This is a genomic window from Wolbachia pipientis, from assembly GCF_030373985.1.
Classification (GTDB): Bacteria; Pseudomonadota; Alphaproteobacteria; order Rickettsiales; family Anaplasmataceae; genus Wolbachia; species Wolbachia pipientis_D.
This window is the reverse complement of sequence record NZ_JAUCRB010000003.1, coordinates 88,292-106,486: the sequence shown is the minus strand read 5'-3', so window position 1 is coordinate 106,486 and position 18,195 is coordinate 88,292. Positions and strand designations below refer to the sequence as shown.

The following is an 18,195-nucleotide window of genomic DNA, read 5'->3' as shown; positions in this document are numbered from 1 at the left end:
CAAAAACAAGCCTTGAGTCAGAAATACCATTATTATCAAAATAAGGAGACTAATAAAATTAGTCAAGCAACTTTTTCGTTTCTATTGGATAACCCCAACACTCTGTCAAAAGTTCTTTATATGGTTATGCAAGAAGTCTATTATAAGTAGCTACTTGATTGCTTAAAGCCAAAAGACTTAGATTTAGTTCTTGGTGAGATTGATGGGTAATTCACCTAATGGTCAATATATCCTCTATTAAAAACTGTACAAATTCATTGCCATTCCAGTAATTCACGGAGATTTTACCTAAAACAGCTTCAACATTACCCTGCATGATAGCAGAACCAAGACGAGTATTTACAGAACGAAACGCAATAGCTCTGACCATGACATCATTATCAGCAATGAAACATTTTATATGGTCAACCCCTACAACTTCAGGTTTCTTGATCTTTGCTCCTTGGATGATGAACCTCGGCTCAGGATTGCCTACACCAAATGGCTCCAGGCGTTGTAGTTGATTCCACAGGGACAAGTTTATTGCCTTAACAGTTACTATACCATCAGCTTTTAAAACTTTGTCATTTATGAAGTTTGTAAACCTTTTAGTAAAAAAGCTATGTAGATCATTTATTTTATCTTCCTTAATCGAAAACCCGGCTGCCATACTGTGGCCGCCGCCTTCAATAATTAGATTTGTAAATTTTGCGGAAAGGACTGCAGCACCAATGTCGACTCCAGGAATTGACCTACAACTTGCTTTTCCTATTCCATTGTTTAAAGATATCACTATTGTTGGCAAGTGAAACTGCTCCTTCAGCCTTGATGCAATTATGCCAATTATCCCCTGGTGCCAATCGCCTCTCACCATTATAAAACTTGCACCTGATTGCATAGAACTTTCCACTTGTATTGTAGCCTCCAAAAGAGCCTCATTTTCCATCATCTTCCTTGCATTATTAAAACTTATTAATTTTAGCGCGATGGAATGCGCCTCCTCTTCGTCATCTGTAGAAAGCAGCCTTGCACCAAGTGATGCTTCCCCGATTCTTCCTCCAGCATTTATGCATGGCCCAATATTAAAAACCAGCCGAGAAACACTCGGCTTTTCAAGAATTCCCAAAGCATCAAATAAAATGCGCAAGCCAACATTTTTTCTCGCTGACATAACTTTTAACCCTTGCAAGACAAATGCTCTATTAAGGCCAGTAATCTGCATAACATCGCAAACAGTTCCAAGAGCAACAAGATCCAGTAAATCAAATAAATCTGGTTCTTTTTTGCTAATAAAAAACCCTTGCTCACGTAGGCTCTTATTAAGAGCAACAATCAGTAAAAATGACACACCAACTGCTGCAAGATTATTATAAGGGGAGCTCTCATCAATGCGATTTGGGTTAACAACCGCCACAGCGTTTGGTAGTTTTTCTGTACCAAGGTGATGGTCAACAACTATAATATCAAGATCAAAGTTTTTGGCATCTTCTATCGGTTGATATGCAAGTGTACCGCAATCAACGGAAATACATAGATTAACTCCATTCTTTTTAAGTTGTAATAAAGCATCTACGTTTAATCCATATCCTTCATTAACACGATCTGGGATATAGATTATAGAGTGTATACCAACCGCTTTTAGGTACCTGTTAATCAATGCTGATGATGTTGCACCGTCAACATCATAATCACCAAATATTGCTATTTTTTCACCATTGTTTATTGCCCGTATTATGCGTAAAATAGCTTTATCCATACCAAGAAGATGAAAGGGATCTGGTAATAGCGACCTGATTAGTGGATATAAGAAGTTGACCGCACTCTCTACATTAACACCGCGAATAACAAGTGTCCTCGCTAAAATTTCTGGTAACTCAAATCTCTGAGTAAGGGTTAAGATTTCCCTTTGATCTACTTCTTGTAACTTCCACAACGCATTTGTTATACTGCGTTTTTCAACACCAAGTAGCATATTGCTTGTAAATAAAACTACCTTACCAGAACTTTCAAGCTTGTTCTACAATTGCATTCGTCAATCTCTTTAGAATAATTATATAGCTAAACTTACTTTTTAAGGTAACTATTTACTGTTTGCAAAAATATCTATATAATTTAAGTAACATTGATTGGTAAAATCAACTATGGAGCTTAATAAGATTGCAGCATCGATTCTATTTTCCGGGCTACTAATTATGATAGTCAGCAATGTAGTTGATATGCTTTACAGTCCAGAGGAATATAAGATTGAACACCAAACAATAGTAGCCGTTGGTAGTAATGAACCTCAACAAAAAATCGAACAAGTAGCGCTCGATATTGGAGCGCTCATGCAGAACGCTAGTTTTGAGAAAGGCAAGTTTGCAGCAAAGAAATGCATAGCCTGCCATAGTTTTGAAAAAGGTGGAGCAAATAAAGTAGGACCAAACTTGTGGAACATAGTTGGAAACAAAAAAGCACACCTTGGCAACTCATTCAATTACTCGAAAGCGGTGCTTGAAAAGGGTGGAAAGTGGGGATATGAAGAGCTATTTGCCTTTTTAAGAAATCCAAAAGCCTATATAAAAGGTACGCGTATGGCATTTGCAGGTATTTCTAATCCGCAGGAAGTTGCAGATTTAGTTAGTTACTTGCGTCAATTAAGTGATAATCCAGTTGCTTTACCAAAGTAATATGGATTACTGTAAACTATTCGGTGAAAGTGGTAAGTATATAGCATATCGCAATCTACAAGGAAGAAAAGCTTCTATAGTTTTTTTCGGTGGATTTGCATCCAGTATGAATGGAACTAAAGCGACTGCTGTTTACAAATTTTGCCAAGAAAACGACATAGCACTTGTGCTATTTGATTACTTTGGCCACGGGCATTCAAGTGGTGATTTCATTGATTACACAATAAGTGATTGGCAAAAAAATTGTGCTAAAGTAATCAGTGAATTAACTAACAGCAAACAAATAATTATAGGGTCAAGTATGGGAGGATGGCTGATGTTGCTCACTGCTATTCAATTTCCAGAAAGAATTGCAGCACTCGTTGGATTATCATCAGCTCCTGATTTCACTGAAGATTTAATATTCAAGCAGTTATCAGGTAAGCAAAAAGAAGAACTAGACTCTAAAGGTGTGATAGATTTTACTTTAGGGCATTGTGCATACAAAATAACTAAGAATTTGATAGAAGATGGCAGGCAGAACCTCCTTTTAAATAAAGAGACAATAGATATAAACTCTCCTGTGCGTTTATTGCACAGCATTAACGATAAAGATGTTCCTTATCAAACCTCATTAAATTTAGCTGAAAAAATCAAGTCAACTGATATTGAAGTACACTTGACAAAGTCAGCAGAGCATAGCATGTCTGATAGTCGTTCATTGGAAATTTTGTTTCAGACCATTAGAGAATTTTTGCCAACTGTGTAGTTATAGCTAAAGTAACTGAAGTTTACTGACGATTTGAAAGACGACAAATTCGTTATTCCGCTACTTGCTAGAGGAATTTGTACTGTGATACCACGGCAGTTAGTATAGGAAGACTGAACCTGCGCTAGCTATAGAAGAAACGTTCGATTTACCAAAACGCTGAGTGGTGCCTTATTGTATTAGACTTCTTACATAGTTTTTGGTAGCGTGTTGGATTCAACAGAAACTACTTGACAAATTCCTCCAGTCCCCTTATCAAGGGTATTGAAGTTATTTATTTATCTTCAGTCTGAGCAGATTAAATAACAAAAAATATACCGTATTTGTGGTATTGTATGTAATTTTTTGCACTATGTGCATCTTATGCCTTTATAAAATTTCTAGTTTTTACCTAACGTAAGCCAATCCGCGCTTATAAAGCGTTCAAGACATCACCCAACGTCAAATTTTAAAACAAAGAGTAGAACAACTAGCTACCAAAGGCTTTTTTGTCTTTTTTTTCAACCTGATAAATTTCTAAGCATTAAAGCTAAGGGTAGTTGCAGTTTAAAAGCAGCTAGATTGCAGTGTTTAAGACTTAAAAATGCCGATACTGAAAATAGATATTAACCGGGTTCTTTTGCCTTTTTTTTATTTAGTAAATTTTTTAAGTATCTACAGCTAAAGCAATTTTAGGCACGCAGTGTTACAAAAAGTAATATTTTAATAGATAGCAAATTGCCTTTTTCTGCTTAGTTTGTGTTATGCAAGAAGTCTAGTTCACAATAGATTTGCTACAGCCCAAACTCTTCATTGATTTTATCAACTATTTCTTGTGGCGGATCTTCTCCCCATCCTGAATATAAAATTTCTCCGTAATCTGCAACATCCATAGAGCCAGTTCTGCTTTTTGCAAGAAACATTTCTCTCTTATCCTTATCAACTAATACATAATGCCATGCTGACCTTCCACGATCTTTACCACGAACTAAATATATGAGATCTGATCTGCTTCTTCTTGCTGCATCAGCAAAAGATCCTTTGTTGACAGTCCTGCTTTTACTTTTTATGCTGCCGCTTTCAGAAAAAGCTTCTTTAGGCTCAATTTTTTTGCTTGCTAACTCAATGATTTTCCCTTTTTCTCCTAATGCACGTTCTTTTGTGTTTTGAGATGAATATTTGCTAGAAAAACCTCCTTCTGTGCTACTAGGAGTCCTGTTCGCAAAACGCTTAATGAATGAATTATTATCGTTGTTTCCTGTCATAAAAATCTCCAAACTTTAGATTGTAGGATCCAAATTTTTATTACACCCTATCATATGTTAATTAAATTAATATAAATGAAAGATAATATAGTAATTATTACAGGAATTACAGCTTCAGGTAAATCAGAATTATGCGGTAAACTGGTAGAAAAATATAGGAATATCAGTATAATAAATTGTGATTCGAAGCAAGTATATAAAGAAATTCCCATAATCTCAGCTCAACCACCAAGGCAAGAAGAATTTTACAGACTATATGGTTATGTTTCGGCAAAAGAAAATTATTCCGTGGGTCTGTGGCTAGAAGATTTGAAGAAGGAAGTCAATAGCGCTCTAGAAAACTCACAAATGCCCATCCTCACTGGAGGAAGTGGGCTTTACATCAGCAGTTTAATCAAAGGCTTATCATCAATTCCTCAAATAAATCAGGAAGTGAGAAAAAATGTAAGTGAATTAAGGGAAAATTTAAGTAAAGAAGAGTTCTACAAATTGGTGCTAAGCAAGGATTCAAAAATTCAAGGTAAAATATTCATGAATGACTCGCACCGCCTTTCAAGGGCACTTGAAGTCATCGTTGAAACTGGCAAGTCAATTTTCTTATGGCAAGAACATAGACAGCCCCCCTTGTTCAATAATTTCAAGATATACACAATTTTGCCCAAACGTGAAGATGTATACCGAAAAATAAATTCACGTTTTGTTACAATGATCGAAAACAGAGCAATTGATGAAGTAAAAAAGCTACTTAGCATGAACCTATCCTCGAATTTGCCAGCTATGAAAGCACATGGAGTACCGGAAATTATAAAGTACTTACAAGGGGAACTCAATTTAGATGAAGCAATACAAATTGCTCAAACAAATACAAGACGTTATGCAAAACGTCAGTACACTTGGTTTAAAAACCAATTTCCGGATTCTGAAGTGGTTGACTGTGTAAACAAGCTAACGGCGCTTGAAATATTTTAATTATTAGTTTCAAGGTGTATTTCCATGTTCATTACAATAGAGAGGCAGCTGCACACCTTTCAGGTAGCTATCTGCTCTCAGCTCACCAAAACTATGCTCTATTTTTGTTTCAAGCTTAAATCCTAACTTCTCGCAGAATTTGTAAAAATACTCTTTAATAAGATCAAATAAACTTCTGCCGTCCATTTTGTAATCTCTCAACTTTCGAGGAACAACAAGTGACAATGTACCATTTGTATATGTCACACCATCTTTCTCATTTTGAGATTCAAGTGTGAATTCTAATGAGCTGGATAGATCACATACCTCGTCACCAAGTTCACCTTCACTGTTTTGGAGGAATATTGGTAGTTTCATATCAGATCTAATACTCACATTATTTTGGTTTTTGCCAATATAACTAATATTCATTACTCTTTTGGAAGAGGCTACTACAAATAAATGTCCTAGTGCAAGTTGAACTTGTACCAATGAAGCAGCTTCATACCCTGCTTGGTTACAATTAGTAATTAGCTCCTCTAAGATAAAATCACTTGGAACTTCTGCTTTTGCTTTAGCATACTTAAACAGTTCTATAAAAACTTGCTTTGCAAATGGGTAATAATTTTTATCTCCTTTTTTCAATAATAGATGAGCGTGCTCTTTGCCCAAATTGTAAAATCTCTTAACCTCCTCTTGATCAGTTTTTTTAGGAATTTTTGAGTCTTGGCAATATTCTTCCCAAATTTTGTCAAATTCTTTTTTATCTCTGTTTATCAGTGCTTTAATTAAAATTTTATCCACGCTCTTGCCGTCAATAACAAAATTCATTCTATCAATGTCTTTATACGCCTGATACCCAGAATTCGCTTCAGCATTATCTTTACTAACTCTTAACATACTGAAATTAAAGTTTTTTGCTTGAGCTTTAAGTGTAGCTACTAGATTTTTCTTTTCTTCTGGTGTAGAGCTGCTCATTATTAATACTTTAGCTATTGACCACTAGCAGTATAATAATACATAAAGATGATAAATAAGTTAATAAAAATGTTTAATATAAGCCTTACGATGATAAATCGTGCATAATTTGACCATAAGGTGACAAAATTTTAAGAAGGCTCTATTATTGATAAGCAGTTTTACATATGTATGAATCTCAATGAACAATCAGATATACTGACTTTTCTCAATGGCAAGCTGGAGGGCATATCTAAATTTCACTCTGTAATAGTGCCTAAGCTTTGCGGTGGAGACAAAGTAATAGACTTGCTGTTTTATAGGCCACTCAGTTATGTAGATAGAAGCAAGTCACTGTCTGATGCTCAAGTTGGAGAATTTACAACTTTCATGGCAAAGGTTTATGAGCATCAGCGTCCCACTTTTAAAGGTAGACCATATAAAATAATCGTCGAAGGTGAAAATCAGTATATATTTATAGCCTTTTTTAATTACTCAATTAAGTATTTATATAAGTCGTTTCCAGTCGGAGCTAATATAATTATTAGTGGAAAGCTCGAAAAGTTTGCCAAACACTGGCAAATTACTCACCCAGATTATGTATCGCTTAACACTAGCCAATTTGATGAAATAGCTTGCATAGAACCAATTTATCCATTATGTCGTGGCATTACTAATAAGAGCCTTAGAAATATAATAAGCTCTAATTTAAAAGGATTACCTGATTTGCCGGAGTGGATAGATGGCACGTTAATTAAGCAAAAAAAATGGCTAAGTTGGAGAGAAAGCATCATAAAATTACACAGACCAAGCTCATTGACAGAAGCGGAGGTTTGTAGGAAAAGGCTTGCTTACGATGAATTGTTTGCGTATCAGTTGGCACTAAAACTTGCAAGAAAAAATCATGTAAAAAAAAGGGGAAGAGAATTTGCAATATCCAATAAATATAGAGAGCAAGTTCTAAATGGGCTGTCATTCCAATTAACAAATGATCAAATTCGTGCAATAGATGAAATTTCAGAGAGACAAAAATCCAAGTACCGCATGGTGAGCTTGCTACAAGGTGATGTTGGTAGTGGCAAGACAGTAGTTGCACTTTTTGCAATGCTGAGTGTGGTAGAAAACAACATGCAGGCAGCTCTGATGGCACCAACTACTATCTTGGCAGAGCAACATTATAATTGGATCGAAGAGGCTTTGTCATGTACTGATATAAAAGTTGCTCTGCTAACTGGTAAAACTACGCATAAGGAAAGAAAGATTATCATGAACGAACTCACGAGTGGTATTTTAAACATAGTGATTGGCACTCACGCACTATTTCAAGCTAACGTTACATTTAAAAATTTAGGGCTTGCAGTTATAGACGAACAACAGCGATTTGGAGTGATGCAGAGAAACTGTTTGGTGGGAAAGGGAGAAAATACCGATATACTTTTTGTCACCGCAACTCCAATCCCAAGAACCTTGCAGCAAGCTATGTATAGTGACGTTGAATGTTCAATTTTGAAAGAAAAACCAAAATCTAGATTGCCAATAAAAACTGTTACTATGAACATTAAGAGAATACCAGATATTATTGAGAAACTGAAGAGTGCTATCAGTAGGGGCGAGAAAGTATATTGGATTTGCCCTTACATAGAAGGAGGTGAAGAGTTCAATATTGCTACAGCAGAGATGCGTTTTCGGGAATTACAAAAAACATTTTTTGATAAAGTTAGCATAATACACGGAAAATTAACTCAAGATCAGAAAGACCAAGTTATGTTTTCCTTTAAAAGGAAGGAATTTTCTCTGCTCGTTGCAACTACTGTTATAGAAGTTGGTATAGATGTACCAGATGCAACCATTATGATTATAGAAAATGCAGAGCAATTTGGGTTATCGCAATTACATCAGTTAAGAGGCAGAGTAGGGCGAGGAAATAAACCGTCTTTCTGTGTATTATTATACGATAATCTAAGTAAAAGCTCATCCTCAAAACTAAAGACCATGTGTGAGTCACAAGATGGATTTTACATTGCTGAAAAGGATATGATGCTAAGAGGCAGTGGAGATATCTTAGGCATAAAACAATCAGGATGTATGGAGTTTAAATTTGCTGATTTATATAAGGACAGAGAGCTGCTCAACCTCGCATACAATAATGCAAAAAGTGTCATTGCTGAGAGTGAATCTTTTGAATTACTACTTGATATATTCGAATACAGAAGTAGGTTGCATTTTTCGAAATTTCAGTAAATTTCTTGCATAACCATATGAGAAGCCAGTAGTCCACTCCCTTTTGTCGCCCCAGAGCTCTTTCCTAGATCCCAATACTCCTTTTCTGTCACCTAAGTAGCTTCTATGATGTTATCCCAGTGTCTGGGCACTGGGATCCATTTTCTTTTTTTTAGATTCAAGCATCACGAGCTGGAATGACACTCTCTTGAACTCTTAAACTGAAACTAATCTAAATACTATGAAATTTACTAAAAAAAAGGCAAAAAAACTCCCAAGTAGCGAGCTTTAACCCTCTAATACCCTAAATTGGCGCTGTAACAATTTGCTGATGCTCAGTTTAAGCACGATTTAGCTGAATGTAGAAAAAATTTAAAAGACATACAGCCTCAATAATTTGATGTAGCCCGCCAAAAAATACCTTGAGTTTTTTACTGAATTTTGTCATTGAGCCTGCAGGTCAAAAACAAGCTTTGAGTTAGAAACACACTTATTCCCAAGATAAGGAGGTTGTCAAAAATTGACAAGCAGCTTTTTATACAATATTTTCTGAAATAAATAGTCTTATATTAAAATGAATATTTTTGATGAGAGCTAGACCCAGTTGTATGTCACGCGTAACAATTGCACGAACATTTATCAAGGTAACAAGGTTATATATAGATAATTCTGATTGAAAAATAGTTTTTCTACTATATAAATGCTACTTTGAGATAATCAAGTTGGGTAATCAAAATGGAAAACAATAAATACAGCTTAGGTTTAAGAATTATCCATTGGTTAATGGCTGCTTTTATTATCGGTATGCTTTGTGCTGGGTTTTACATGAAAAGCTTACCGGCTAGCAATGAAATTAAATTCAGCATATACGCTATCCATAAGGCTTGCGGGATTACTGTTTTTGGATTAGCCATAGTGCATATATTTTTGTACGTCTTTACTTATGTTCCACCACCTCCAGCACATTTCTCTCGATTTGAGGTCAATATAAGCAAAACAGCGCACTTTAGTTTATATTTTCTAATGATAATGATGCCATTATCTGGTTATGTCATGTCCTCTGCCTCTGGCATAAAGATCAAGTATCTTTTTCATATTCCCTTGTTAATCAATAAAAACAAAGAGCTAGCTAATACAGCCAACGGGCTACATTCGACATTTGCATACTTTACAATATTCTTTATAATTTTACATATACTTGGCGCTTTGAAACACACATTCATAGATAAACAAAACATTTTTAAACGCATGATATAGGTTGTATGTTGGGTAGCCTCTGGAAAAAAGGGACGAATTTTCTCGGTAGTGAGTTTGCGATAATGGGTGGTGCTATGAGCTGGGTTTCAGAGAGAAATTTAGTTTCGGCAATCTCAAATGCTGGTGGATTTGGTGTAATCGCATGCGGTGCCATGTCTCCAGACTTATTGAAAAAAGAGATCATAGAGACACAGAAATTAACTAACAAGCCATTTGGTGTAAATCTAATCACTATGCACCCAAATTTGAGTGAGTTGATAGATGTGTGTATTGAAACGAAAGTAAGCCATATAGTTCTTGCAGGTGGATTACCCACAAAGCCTAGTATAGAAAAAATCAAGAATGTGGGCATCAAAGTAATGTGTTTTGCACCATCACTGAGCCTTGGAAAAAGGTTGGTGAAGATGGGAGTAGATGGGCTAATAATAGAAGGAATGGAGGCAGGTGGACATATAGGCCCAGTTAGCACTTCTGTTCTCGCACAAGAGATCTTGCCTTATTTTAAAAATGAGCAAATACCAGTATTTGTTGCAGGTGGAATAGGAAGAGGTGAAATGATAGTTAATGACCTAGAAATGGGAGCAAGTGGCTGTCAAATAGGCACATTGTTTGTATGCACGAATGAGTCAATTGCCCACAAAAACTTTAAAGAAGTGTTTATTAAATCAACTGCACGTAATGCAGTGTCTTCTGTACAAATAAGTACTGATTTTCCTGTAATTCCAGTAAGAGCCATAGCTAACAAAGCAAGTGATGACTTTATAAAGCACCAAAGAAAAGTTATTGATAAGTACAAAAATGGACAGATCTCAAAAGAAGATGGACAGCTTGAGATAGAAAAGTTCTGGGCTGGAGCTTTAAGGAGAGCAGTGATTGAAGGAGATGTCGAAACAGGATCTTTAATGGCCGGTCAAAGTGTTGGCATGGTTGATAAGGAAAAGCCTGTAAAAGAAGTAATAGATATGTTAGTGCAACAGGCAAATAGTTATATTGAAAGCAAATCTGTGGAAGCAGAAAGCCCAATAATTAGCAAAGCAAATGGTTAGCAAGTTACCGTAATTCTCTATAATATGGTATAATTGCCCAGTTTTAATGTAAAATTAACGTCATAGAGGTATCTATATATTTTGTTATGTATGGAGAAGCGCTATGCACAGTCCTTTTAAAAAAACTCAATATTATGAGGATATTAACTTATCATTGTACAAGACTATATACACAAAGGTAATAAAAGAAAAGCATAAACGTGAAAACCCAACGCAAGATAGGTCTCTCAAAAAGAGTATAGAGTTGCTCATTGAAGGAGCTGATCCTAATATATTAAGTGTATTGGAAAAATCGTTGAGTAAACAGATCGAATCGGCGAAATCACCAAAAAGCAAAGAGAAATATCAAAAATATTATAACTATTATATCGAGAACTTCCTTTCTGCCTTAAAAACAGAAATAATAAAATCAGAAGAACTAGCCGTACCTTCAATCATTAACAAAAAAATAAAACAACCACAAAAACTACAAACAATAAGAGTGAAAATATTAGAAATAATTTTATGGATTACTAATAAGAGCAGAGATAAAAATTACTCTAGTAGCACTATTCAAAATCAAAGCAATCATGAAAATGGTCAAATAGATAGACAAGATAATGTAAATACCCCTAAGCTCAGTAGTTATTCAAATAGTGTAGTCAGTTTACCCGGTCTGAGTTATAAAAGTCTGGAATCACTAGTAAATAGTAAAAGCAGCAGTGCAACATCAATAGCAAGTATTTCATCTAATGAAAGTTTAGAATCAGCATTAAGCTCTATTGAAGGAGATAATGATCCACAAATAGATAATGAAGAAAAACCAAGATTAGAACACCCAACCAAAACAAGAACAAAAGGGCCAAGTCAACAAAGACTTCCTTTTAAATGGATCAAAGATCGAGTGCAATCAGAACAGACTTTATTAGAAGAGCCACAGGCACAAAAAAGTGGCAACCTAGTTGGTCAAGCAGATCCAGGTCAAGTTGAAGAAGAGCTAAAGTTAAATGGTGAAGAATTTAAGCCAGTGTTACCTGGGGAAGAAGGACTTAAATCTGAAAAAGAAGGGGACAGAAAAAACGCCACTATAACCGTACAGAAATCTCCTGTGAACAGAAATAATAGTGAAGGTACGTCACCTAAAAAACAACCCAATAATAGAGGTCTTTGCAAGGCACTATCAACAGGTTGTACTGGTCTAGCAGTAGGGTATCTTGTTGCAAGAGTAATATCATTCTGGGTGATAGGAGCAGTATTGTTTGGTATGGCTGCAATGTTTGCTATAGCAGCAGTAGTTACACTATGTTTAACCCCTCCTTCAAGTGAATTGTCATCCACCAATTCGAGCCCTCTTATTGGTGTCAAACAGCGGTAAACATTAAATATGTATTACCTCTAGCAAACAAGTGAATTCAGCTCTTGTCTACTGATGTAAAAGTTGTTATAATCAAAGGATGTTTAAAAGGTATTTAGTTGATGCACATTCAATTGAATAGAATTTTAGTTTTTGTAGCCCTATTGGTTTTTATCTTTGCATCATACTCTAGCGAAGCAAGTTCAGTAGGTGATGAGTTAAAAGATATACAAGAAACGGTAAAAAATTTTATCTCTTCATTTTCAGTCAAAGATACTATAGAAAATATGAGCCCTTCAACAATTATAGGATTATGTATAGCTGCAGTGATATTTGCAATAGCTTTCAGGGGCATAATCTTTTTCATGATAATGTTCAGTATACTGGTTATGATGTTCGGAAGCACAGAAAAAGCAATGGATTACTTGAAAGAAAAATTTAACTTTGCAAAAGACACAAATTTGCAACTCGACAGCAAAAAAAAAGATAAAAACTAAGTATCACTTGTAGAGTTACCTTTATTGAACACACATGATGTTGTATGGAGGCAAAAATACCAGCAGTTAATCTTAAGCTTGAAAAAAAGCACAACTTAGCATTACTAGAAAGCATTGATTTAGATTTCATCCCTTATGCTTGCCATTATGATGAGGAAACCATACTAACAAAACAGGGAGAATTATTAAAAATAATCAAGTTAGAAGATTACTCTTCTGCTGATAACTACAGCGACCTTAGAACTGAAATTAGAAAAAGCATATCAAAAAATATTAACAGCTTATATTTTACCGTTTGGATTCACACTGTTAGGAAGCGCAATAAACTTAGCCTAAAATGGAATAAAACTGAAGACTTTTCTGATAAGCTACATTTAACGCGGCTTAACAAACTCACTGATAGCAAACTACAATATATAAACGAGCTATACATTGTAGTGCTGTTTAGCGATTTTGGCAAGCATACTAATAATTCGTTTTTTCTGAGTAGAATAAAGAATAAGCATAAGCCGTCCTTACAAGAAAATCATCACGAATTACAAAAGATAACTGATTTAATTCAAAGTGACTTAGAACCTTTCGGAGCTAAAAAACTGGGCCTTAGTTTTAGTGAGGGTAAAATATATTCTGAAATGATGGAATTTCTCCATTACATTGTTACGTTAACGCATAGAGATTACCCAATATGTGAAAGGGACCTATCGCAATATGTTAAAAATTTAAAGGTAGCTTTTGGTTTTAATACATTTCAAACAATATTTGAAAATCAACAGAAGTTTGGTGCTATTTTTTGCATAAAGGAATATCGGGAAATCCCCTTGGAAAATACAGACAGGTGTTTGCAACTTGACTCTGAGTTTATTATTACAGAAGTAATAATATTCACTAGTAATAACAAAGCAGTAAAAGAATTCAAAAAACAAATTAATATGCTGCAAATCAGTGAGGATAATATCTTACTTCAAAATTCAGAAATAAAAGAAATAATAGAACTTGAAAAGGCTGCTGCTATTAACTTTTGTCAACAAAAAATTATTTTTACGGTCTTTGCAGACAATAAGAATAGACTAGCTAAAAATATCAGCAATCTATCCTCCATAATGTCTTTAATTGGTTTGATGATGTTCAGAACTGACCTGCATATGGAAGATCATTTTTGGGCACAACTTCCGGGCAACTTTGCTTTTATTACACAACCGAAAAGTATATTAGCAAAACACGCTTGTAGTTTTGCTATGCTGCATGATTTCACGTCAGGTACATTAAAAGGAGGAAGGTGGAAAGAAGCAGTAACGGTCTTTTTTTCAAAAAAAGGAAGTCCTTACTTCTTCAATTTTCATGGAAAGAAAAACAATGGCCACACTACAATACTTGGAGCTCCAAACTCGGGTAGAACTTTACTGATTAATTTCTTGTTGTCGGAGTCAAGAAAATTTAACCCTAGGATTATTATATTGGATAACACTGGAAAATCAATAATTTTTACTAAAGCAATAAGTGGTAAATATTACATAATTGACCAAAAACATAAAGATAAAAGCCTGAAATTTAACCCACTAAACATTGAAGATAGTGTTTCCAATCGTAGTATGCTAGTTGAGATGTTCAAAAGAATGGTAGCCGATACGGGCTTAGTGGACGTAGAAGAAAAGATAAAAAAAATTGTGGATTCTATATTTGCTATACCAAAGGAATCGCGTTCCATTTCACAAATTTCTGAGGTGCTCTTGCTATTGGGAGGTAAGATAAGTAAATGGTGTGGTAGCGGTGAGTTTGCTTACTTATTTCAGGATGGCAATGAATCGGACATTGACTGGGAAACGAAAACTATATCTCTCAATACTGCAAACCTCACAAAACAAAAAGAATGTATGTCCGTGATACTTTACTATTTTTTATACTCTTTTGAAGCAAAATGTGATGGCTCGCCCGCAATACTTGTTTTGGATGAAGCATGGGAGATAAGTAACATTTTTCCTACAGAGGAAGAGTTTGATAATTGGATGAGAAGGATGACAAAATTAAACGTTGTAGTAATTCTAAGTACTGAAAACCTAGATCTAGCATTTGCTAGCAAATTTACTCAATATTTAGATAAACATGTTGATACAAGAATTTTGATGCCAAACATCAATGCAAATAGATTATACATGAAAGCATTTTCTTTATCGAAAGAAGAGCTGAATATAATTCTACAAACACCAACACAGGAAGGTTTATTCTTAATAAAACAATACAAAGGGTTAGTAACCTTAAACCTAGATCTGAAAGACATGCAAGAAACATATGTACTCTCAGCTAATAAAAAGACTATAAAGTATATGCATGAAGCAATAAAGGAAAAAGGAGAGGAAGTCAATAAGTGGTTGCCGGTGTTTTATGAAAAGTGTAAAGCTTAAAGCTAAATTTTTTTTTCTAGTGTTAATTTTGCTAATTGCAAGTAATGTATATTCTGATACTTGCCAAGATATATATTTTCGTACTGACGCTGAAGCTGTAGGGAGCTCAATAGGAAAAGGTTTTTGGAATTTCATTACTGGCAAGTGGGGTGATTTAAGATTTGATCCTCATTTATTAAAGGAAATAAAAGTAACTGCATTAAAAGATCAAAGAGCTGATGGTTTCTTTAATCCAAGGATTAAAGTATGTGATTATGAAGGAGATAATTGTTATATATTAACTGATGGAACATCATGCCGCCAGATATACGGAACACAGGCGAGTGGGGCTGGAATTTCTGCAGCAGTTTTTATCGACTGGGAAGGAGATACAATATTAGATGGTGGAAAAATTAAGGAAGGAATTGCAAAAGGTCTTGGATGGGAATGGGCAGATAATGTAACTAAAGAAGAGCAAGAAAAATTTGCTAAATCCCCTAAGATATGTGCTTGTGGCCAAAAAGCAGCCTGTATGGGAGATTTTTTCTCATATTTTGCTAGAATAGGTGAAGGAGCAAATATTTTCCGTCCTGGAGATATGACAAATACCTGCGATACCTGTTACCAAAAAAAAGTAAAATGCGCTCCTGTGCCACTTGCACCTGGCCCACCTCCGTTCTGTGAACAACTTGCAATGTCACCTCCGCAGGTTAGAATTGTCCCTATAACAAATAAAGACAATGATTACTTCAATCCTAAGGTTAAGGTAATAATTGGTGATCTAAGAGGAGGAGATGGAAAAGTTGGACAAAAATTAGACTTTCCCAAAAAAGATGGAAAAGATAACTCTAATGATCATCATGTTCAGAATTATATTAAGAATAATGAGCGTTATGTTCCAGATCAAAATAGCACTATATATTATTTCAAAACATATAGAGAAAAAGACAAGCTATGTACTGAATACCATGGTACTGAAAGAGAAAAATCTAAAAGAAGATTACAATTTCCTGCTCGCTGTTTCCCGGCACCACCTGCTCCAGAGCCTAAAGTATTAGAGATAGTACAAAGTAACATGTCGGGAAGACAGAGTAACACGTTAAAGATAAGAATGAAGATGAGTAGAAACGTTTGTGATTCACTAGATGATAGAGCTTATAGTGACGGTTTTTGTACTTTTAATGTTTATTCCAATCGTCTTACAAACATTGGCCCTCTATCCTTAAAAGTAGTAAATCCAGCAATAGTAGCAAAAACAACTGATGGTAATAACAGTAAAAGTAATATTGACAATATTATTGAAGGTATATTAAAGAAAAACGACTCGCAATTTAAAGTTCTGAAAGAATATGGCTATGTTCCTGATATTGAAACAGAATGTAAAGAGTTTCAGGGGAACAAATGTAAACTAGACAGCTTGGGACGACCAGAAGTAGAAATAAAATATAAAGAAAATTCTAAAAGCAAAATGCTCTGTCTTTCTGGTTGGAAGCCAAGACCAAAAGAGTTTGTTATTAAAAGAGAAAATGAGATAATACCACTAAAATCAATGGGGACAAAGTATATTAAATACGATGCTGTCTATTCAAAGGAATCAAATCAATTCTATTATCTTCCAAGTAAGGACAACAAAGAAGACGACCTTTTACAAAGACCTCAAGAAAAGTTGGATGAAATAATATTCAATAGACAAGGATATGTTTTCTTCCCCGAGAAAAATATGCAGGAGAAGGGAAAATGCAGTTATTGTGTAAATAAAAATGATGAAATAGATGCAGCGTTTCAATCTGGTACAGGACTGAAAGTAGTATATAAATTGATGGATGCAAAGCATGGAGAAAGATGTGATCAAGGCCAAGATGGTTGCATTTGTTTTAATGGAAAGTGTAGCCGTTCAACACAATATTTGAATAAAAAAGATGATAAGCCATTTTACTTAAGGTATGAGGAGGTGATTTGTAAAAACGAGAAGGGTGAAGAATTAAAAAACAAAAAAGGTGAAGCACAAAACTGCATACAATTAAAAGATCAATCAATTAAAGCAAATAGAACGGAGGTTTTTTATGCTGATAAATTGTGTATGTTTAACTTAAAGAATATAAAAAAGAGAGTGCTAGATATAATAAGGGAGCAGCTAAAAAACAAAAGCCTATCAAAACCTTACAAGTTTTCAGGTGGTAATAATTATACAGGTAATTTGTCTAAATACGGTTATATTGAAATAGAAGCATGGGGAGGTGGTGAAGCAGGTCATATAAAAGGCAAAGCTCATTCTACGAAAAGTAGGCCAGGAATGCCAGGAGATTATATTAAAGCTCAATTGAAAATTGACCCTGATTATCCCATAATTAAAGCTCAAGCTACAGAGGGAGGTGGCAGACAAACACATAGTATATCCAATAAAGATGGTGGACCAACTTGGATAGCAATGTGTGATTCGCACAGGCAAAATTGCCGGCCACTAATTACAGTTGCAGGTGGAGGTGTATATAAGAAATATGGTAATCGGGAGTACAGGAAAACAAAGATCCATGTAAACAATTTAAGGCTAGAGGAGCCAACAATAGTAACAGGTAAAGCATCTATACAAAACAATCAAATAGCATACATAGAAAATGGTAAAATCAAGTACGAAGCAGTGCAGTGTAGCAGTGCAAGCAGCAGCAATAAACATGGTGCGGGTGGCTGTATCAATAGAAGTAGTAAAACCTACGGTAGAGGTTCTCCTGGTTATGTAATAATTAGGTCTGTACAAATTGACGATGAAGAAGTAAAAAAAATAATTGATGCCCTGGTAGAAAATCCAGGTAGCACTCCTAGTGTTAGCGACTTAATTGAAAAACTTCATCCCGGCATAACTCAGAAAATAAAGGATGAGATCACAAGGGAATTGCTAGGGCTGTAGCTAAAGAATTCTAA

Annotated in this window: 13 protein-coding genes; 10 read left to right on the top strand and 3 right to left on the bottom strand. The window is 35.0% G+C overall.

The features are described from left to right. Positions 1 to 211: 211 nt before the first annotated feature. A complete protein-coding gene (gene recJ, locus QUS22_RS03585; RefSeq protein ID WP_289513631.1) occupies positions 212 to 1,951 on the bottom strand; it encodes a single-stranded-DNA-specific exonuclease RecJ in 1,740 nt (579 codons plus the stop codon). A gap of 169 nt (positions 1,952 to 2,120) precedes the next feature. Here recJ and QUS22_RS03580 point away from each other — a divergent pair, with 169 nt between their 5' ends. Both QUS22_RS03580 and QUS22_RS03575 read left to right on the top strand, forming a co-directional pair. Next, positions 2,121 to 2,648: a c-type cytochrome gene (locus tag QUS22_RS03580; protein ID WP_289513630.1), complete on the top strand. Its 528-nt coding sequence runs from the start codon at positions 2,121 to 2,123 to the stop codon at positions 2,646 to 2,648. A gap of 1 nt (position 2,649) precedes the next feature. Continuing rightward, positions 2,650 to 3,396: an alpha/beta hydrolase gene (locus QUS22_RS03575; RefSeq protein ID WP_289513629.1), complete on the top strand. Its 747-nt coding sequence runs from the start codon at positions 2,650 to 2,652 to the stop codon at positions 3,394 to 3,396. A 773-nt stretch (positions 3,397 to 4,169) separates the two neighbouring features. On the opposite strand, the gene QUS22_RS03570 is transcribed toward QUS22_RS03575, so the two are convergent. Beyond that, a complete protein-coding gene (locus tag QUS22_RS03570; RefSeq protein WP_289513628.1) occupies positions 4,170 to 4,640 on the bottom strand; it encodes a hypothetical protein in 471 nt (156 codons plus the stop codon). A gap of 75 nt (positions 4,641 to 4,715) precedes the next feature. Here QUS22_RS03570 and miaA point away from each other — a divergent pair, with 75 nt between their 5' ends. Then, positions 4,716 to 5,609, top strand: coding sequence for a tRNA (adenosine(37)-N6)-dimethylallyltransferase MiaA (miaA, locus tag QUS22_RS03565; protein ID WP_289513627.1), 894 nt, complete (start codon positions 4,716 to 4,718; stop codon positions 5,607 to 5,609). 9 nt (positions 5,610 to 5,618) lie between these two features. Here the strand turns inward: miaA and QUS22_RS03560 are convergent, their stop codons facing one another. Beyond that, positions 5,619 to 6,566, bottom strand: a complete 948-nt coding sequence (locus QUS22_RS03560; RefSeq protein ID WP_289513626.1) for a hypothetical protein — start codon at positions 6,564 to 6,566, stop codon at positions 5,619 to 5,621. A gap of 171 nt (positions 6,567 to 6,737) precedes the next feature. Here QUS22_RS03560 and QUS22_RS03555 point away from each other — a divergent pair, with 171 nt between their 5' ends. The 7 genes from QUS22_RS03555 to QUS22_RS03525 all read left to right on the top strand — a co-directional run bounded on the left by QUS22_RS03555 (position 6,738) and on the right by QUS22_RS03525 (position 18,181). Then, positions 6,738 to 8,786, top strand: coding sequence for an ATP-dependent DNA helicase RecG (locus QUS22_RS03555; RefSeq protein ID WP_289513625.1), 2,049 nt, complete (start codon positions 6,738 to 6,740; stop codon positions 8,784 to 8,786). 714 nt (positions 8,787 to 9,500) lie between these two features. Further along, positions 9,501 to 10,022, top strand: coding sequence for a cytochrome b (locus tag QUS22_RS03550; protein ID WP_289513624.1), 522 nt, complete (start codon positions 9,501 to 9,503; stop codon positions 10,020 to 10,022). Positions 10,023 to 10,027: 5 nt separating this feature from the next. Then, a complete protein-coding gene (locus QUS22_RS03545) occupies positions 10,028 to 11,068 on the top strand; it encodes an NAD(P)H-dependent flavin oxidoreductase (protein ID WP_289513623.1) in 1,041 nt (346 codons plus the stop codon). 103 nt (positions 11,069 to 11,171) lie between these two features. Next, complete coding sequence (locus tag QUS22_RS03540; protein WP_289513622.1) at positions 11,172 to 12,422, top strand: hypothetical protein; 1,251 nt, start codon at positions 11,172 to 11,174, stop codon at positions 12,420 to 12,422. Between the two features lie 101 nt (positions 12,423 to 12,523). Beyond that, entirely contained in the window at positions 12,524 to 12,898 is a 375-nt protein-coding gene (locus QUS22_RS03535; protein WP_289513724.1) for a hypothetical protein, read from the top strand. 44 nt (positions 12,899 to 12,942) lie between these two features. Next, complete coding sequence (locus tag QUS22_RS03530) at positions 12,943 to 15,297, top strand: VirB4 family type IV secretion/conjugal transfer ATPase (RefSeq protein ID WP_289513621.1); 2,355 nt, start codon at positions 12,943 to 12,945, stop codon at positions 15,295 to 15,297. Next, positions 15,278 to 18,181, top strand: a complete 2,904-nt coding sequence (locus tag QUS22_RS03525; protein WP_289513620.1) for a hypothetical protein — start codon at positions 15,278 to 15,280, stop codon at positions 18,179 to 18,181. The genes QUS22_RS03530 and QUS22_RS03525 overlap by 20 nt, the downstream gene beginning before the upstream one ends. Positions 18,182 to 18,195: the final 14 nt, after the last annotated feature.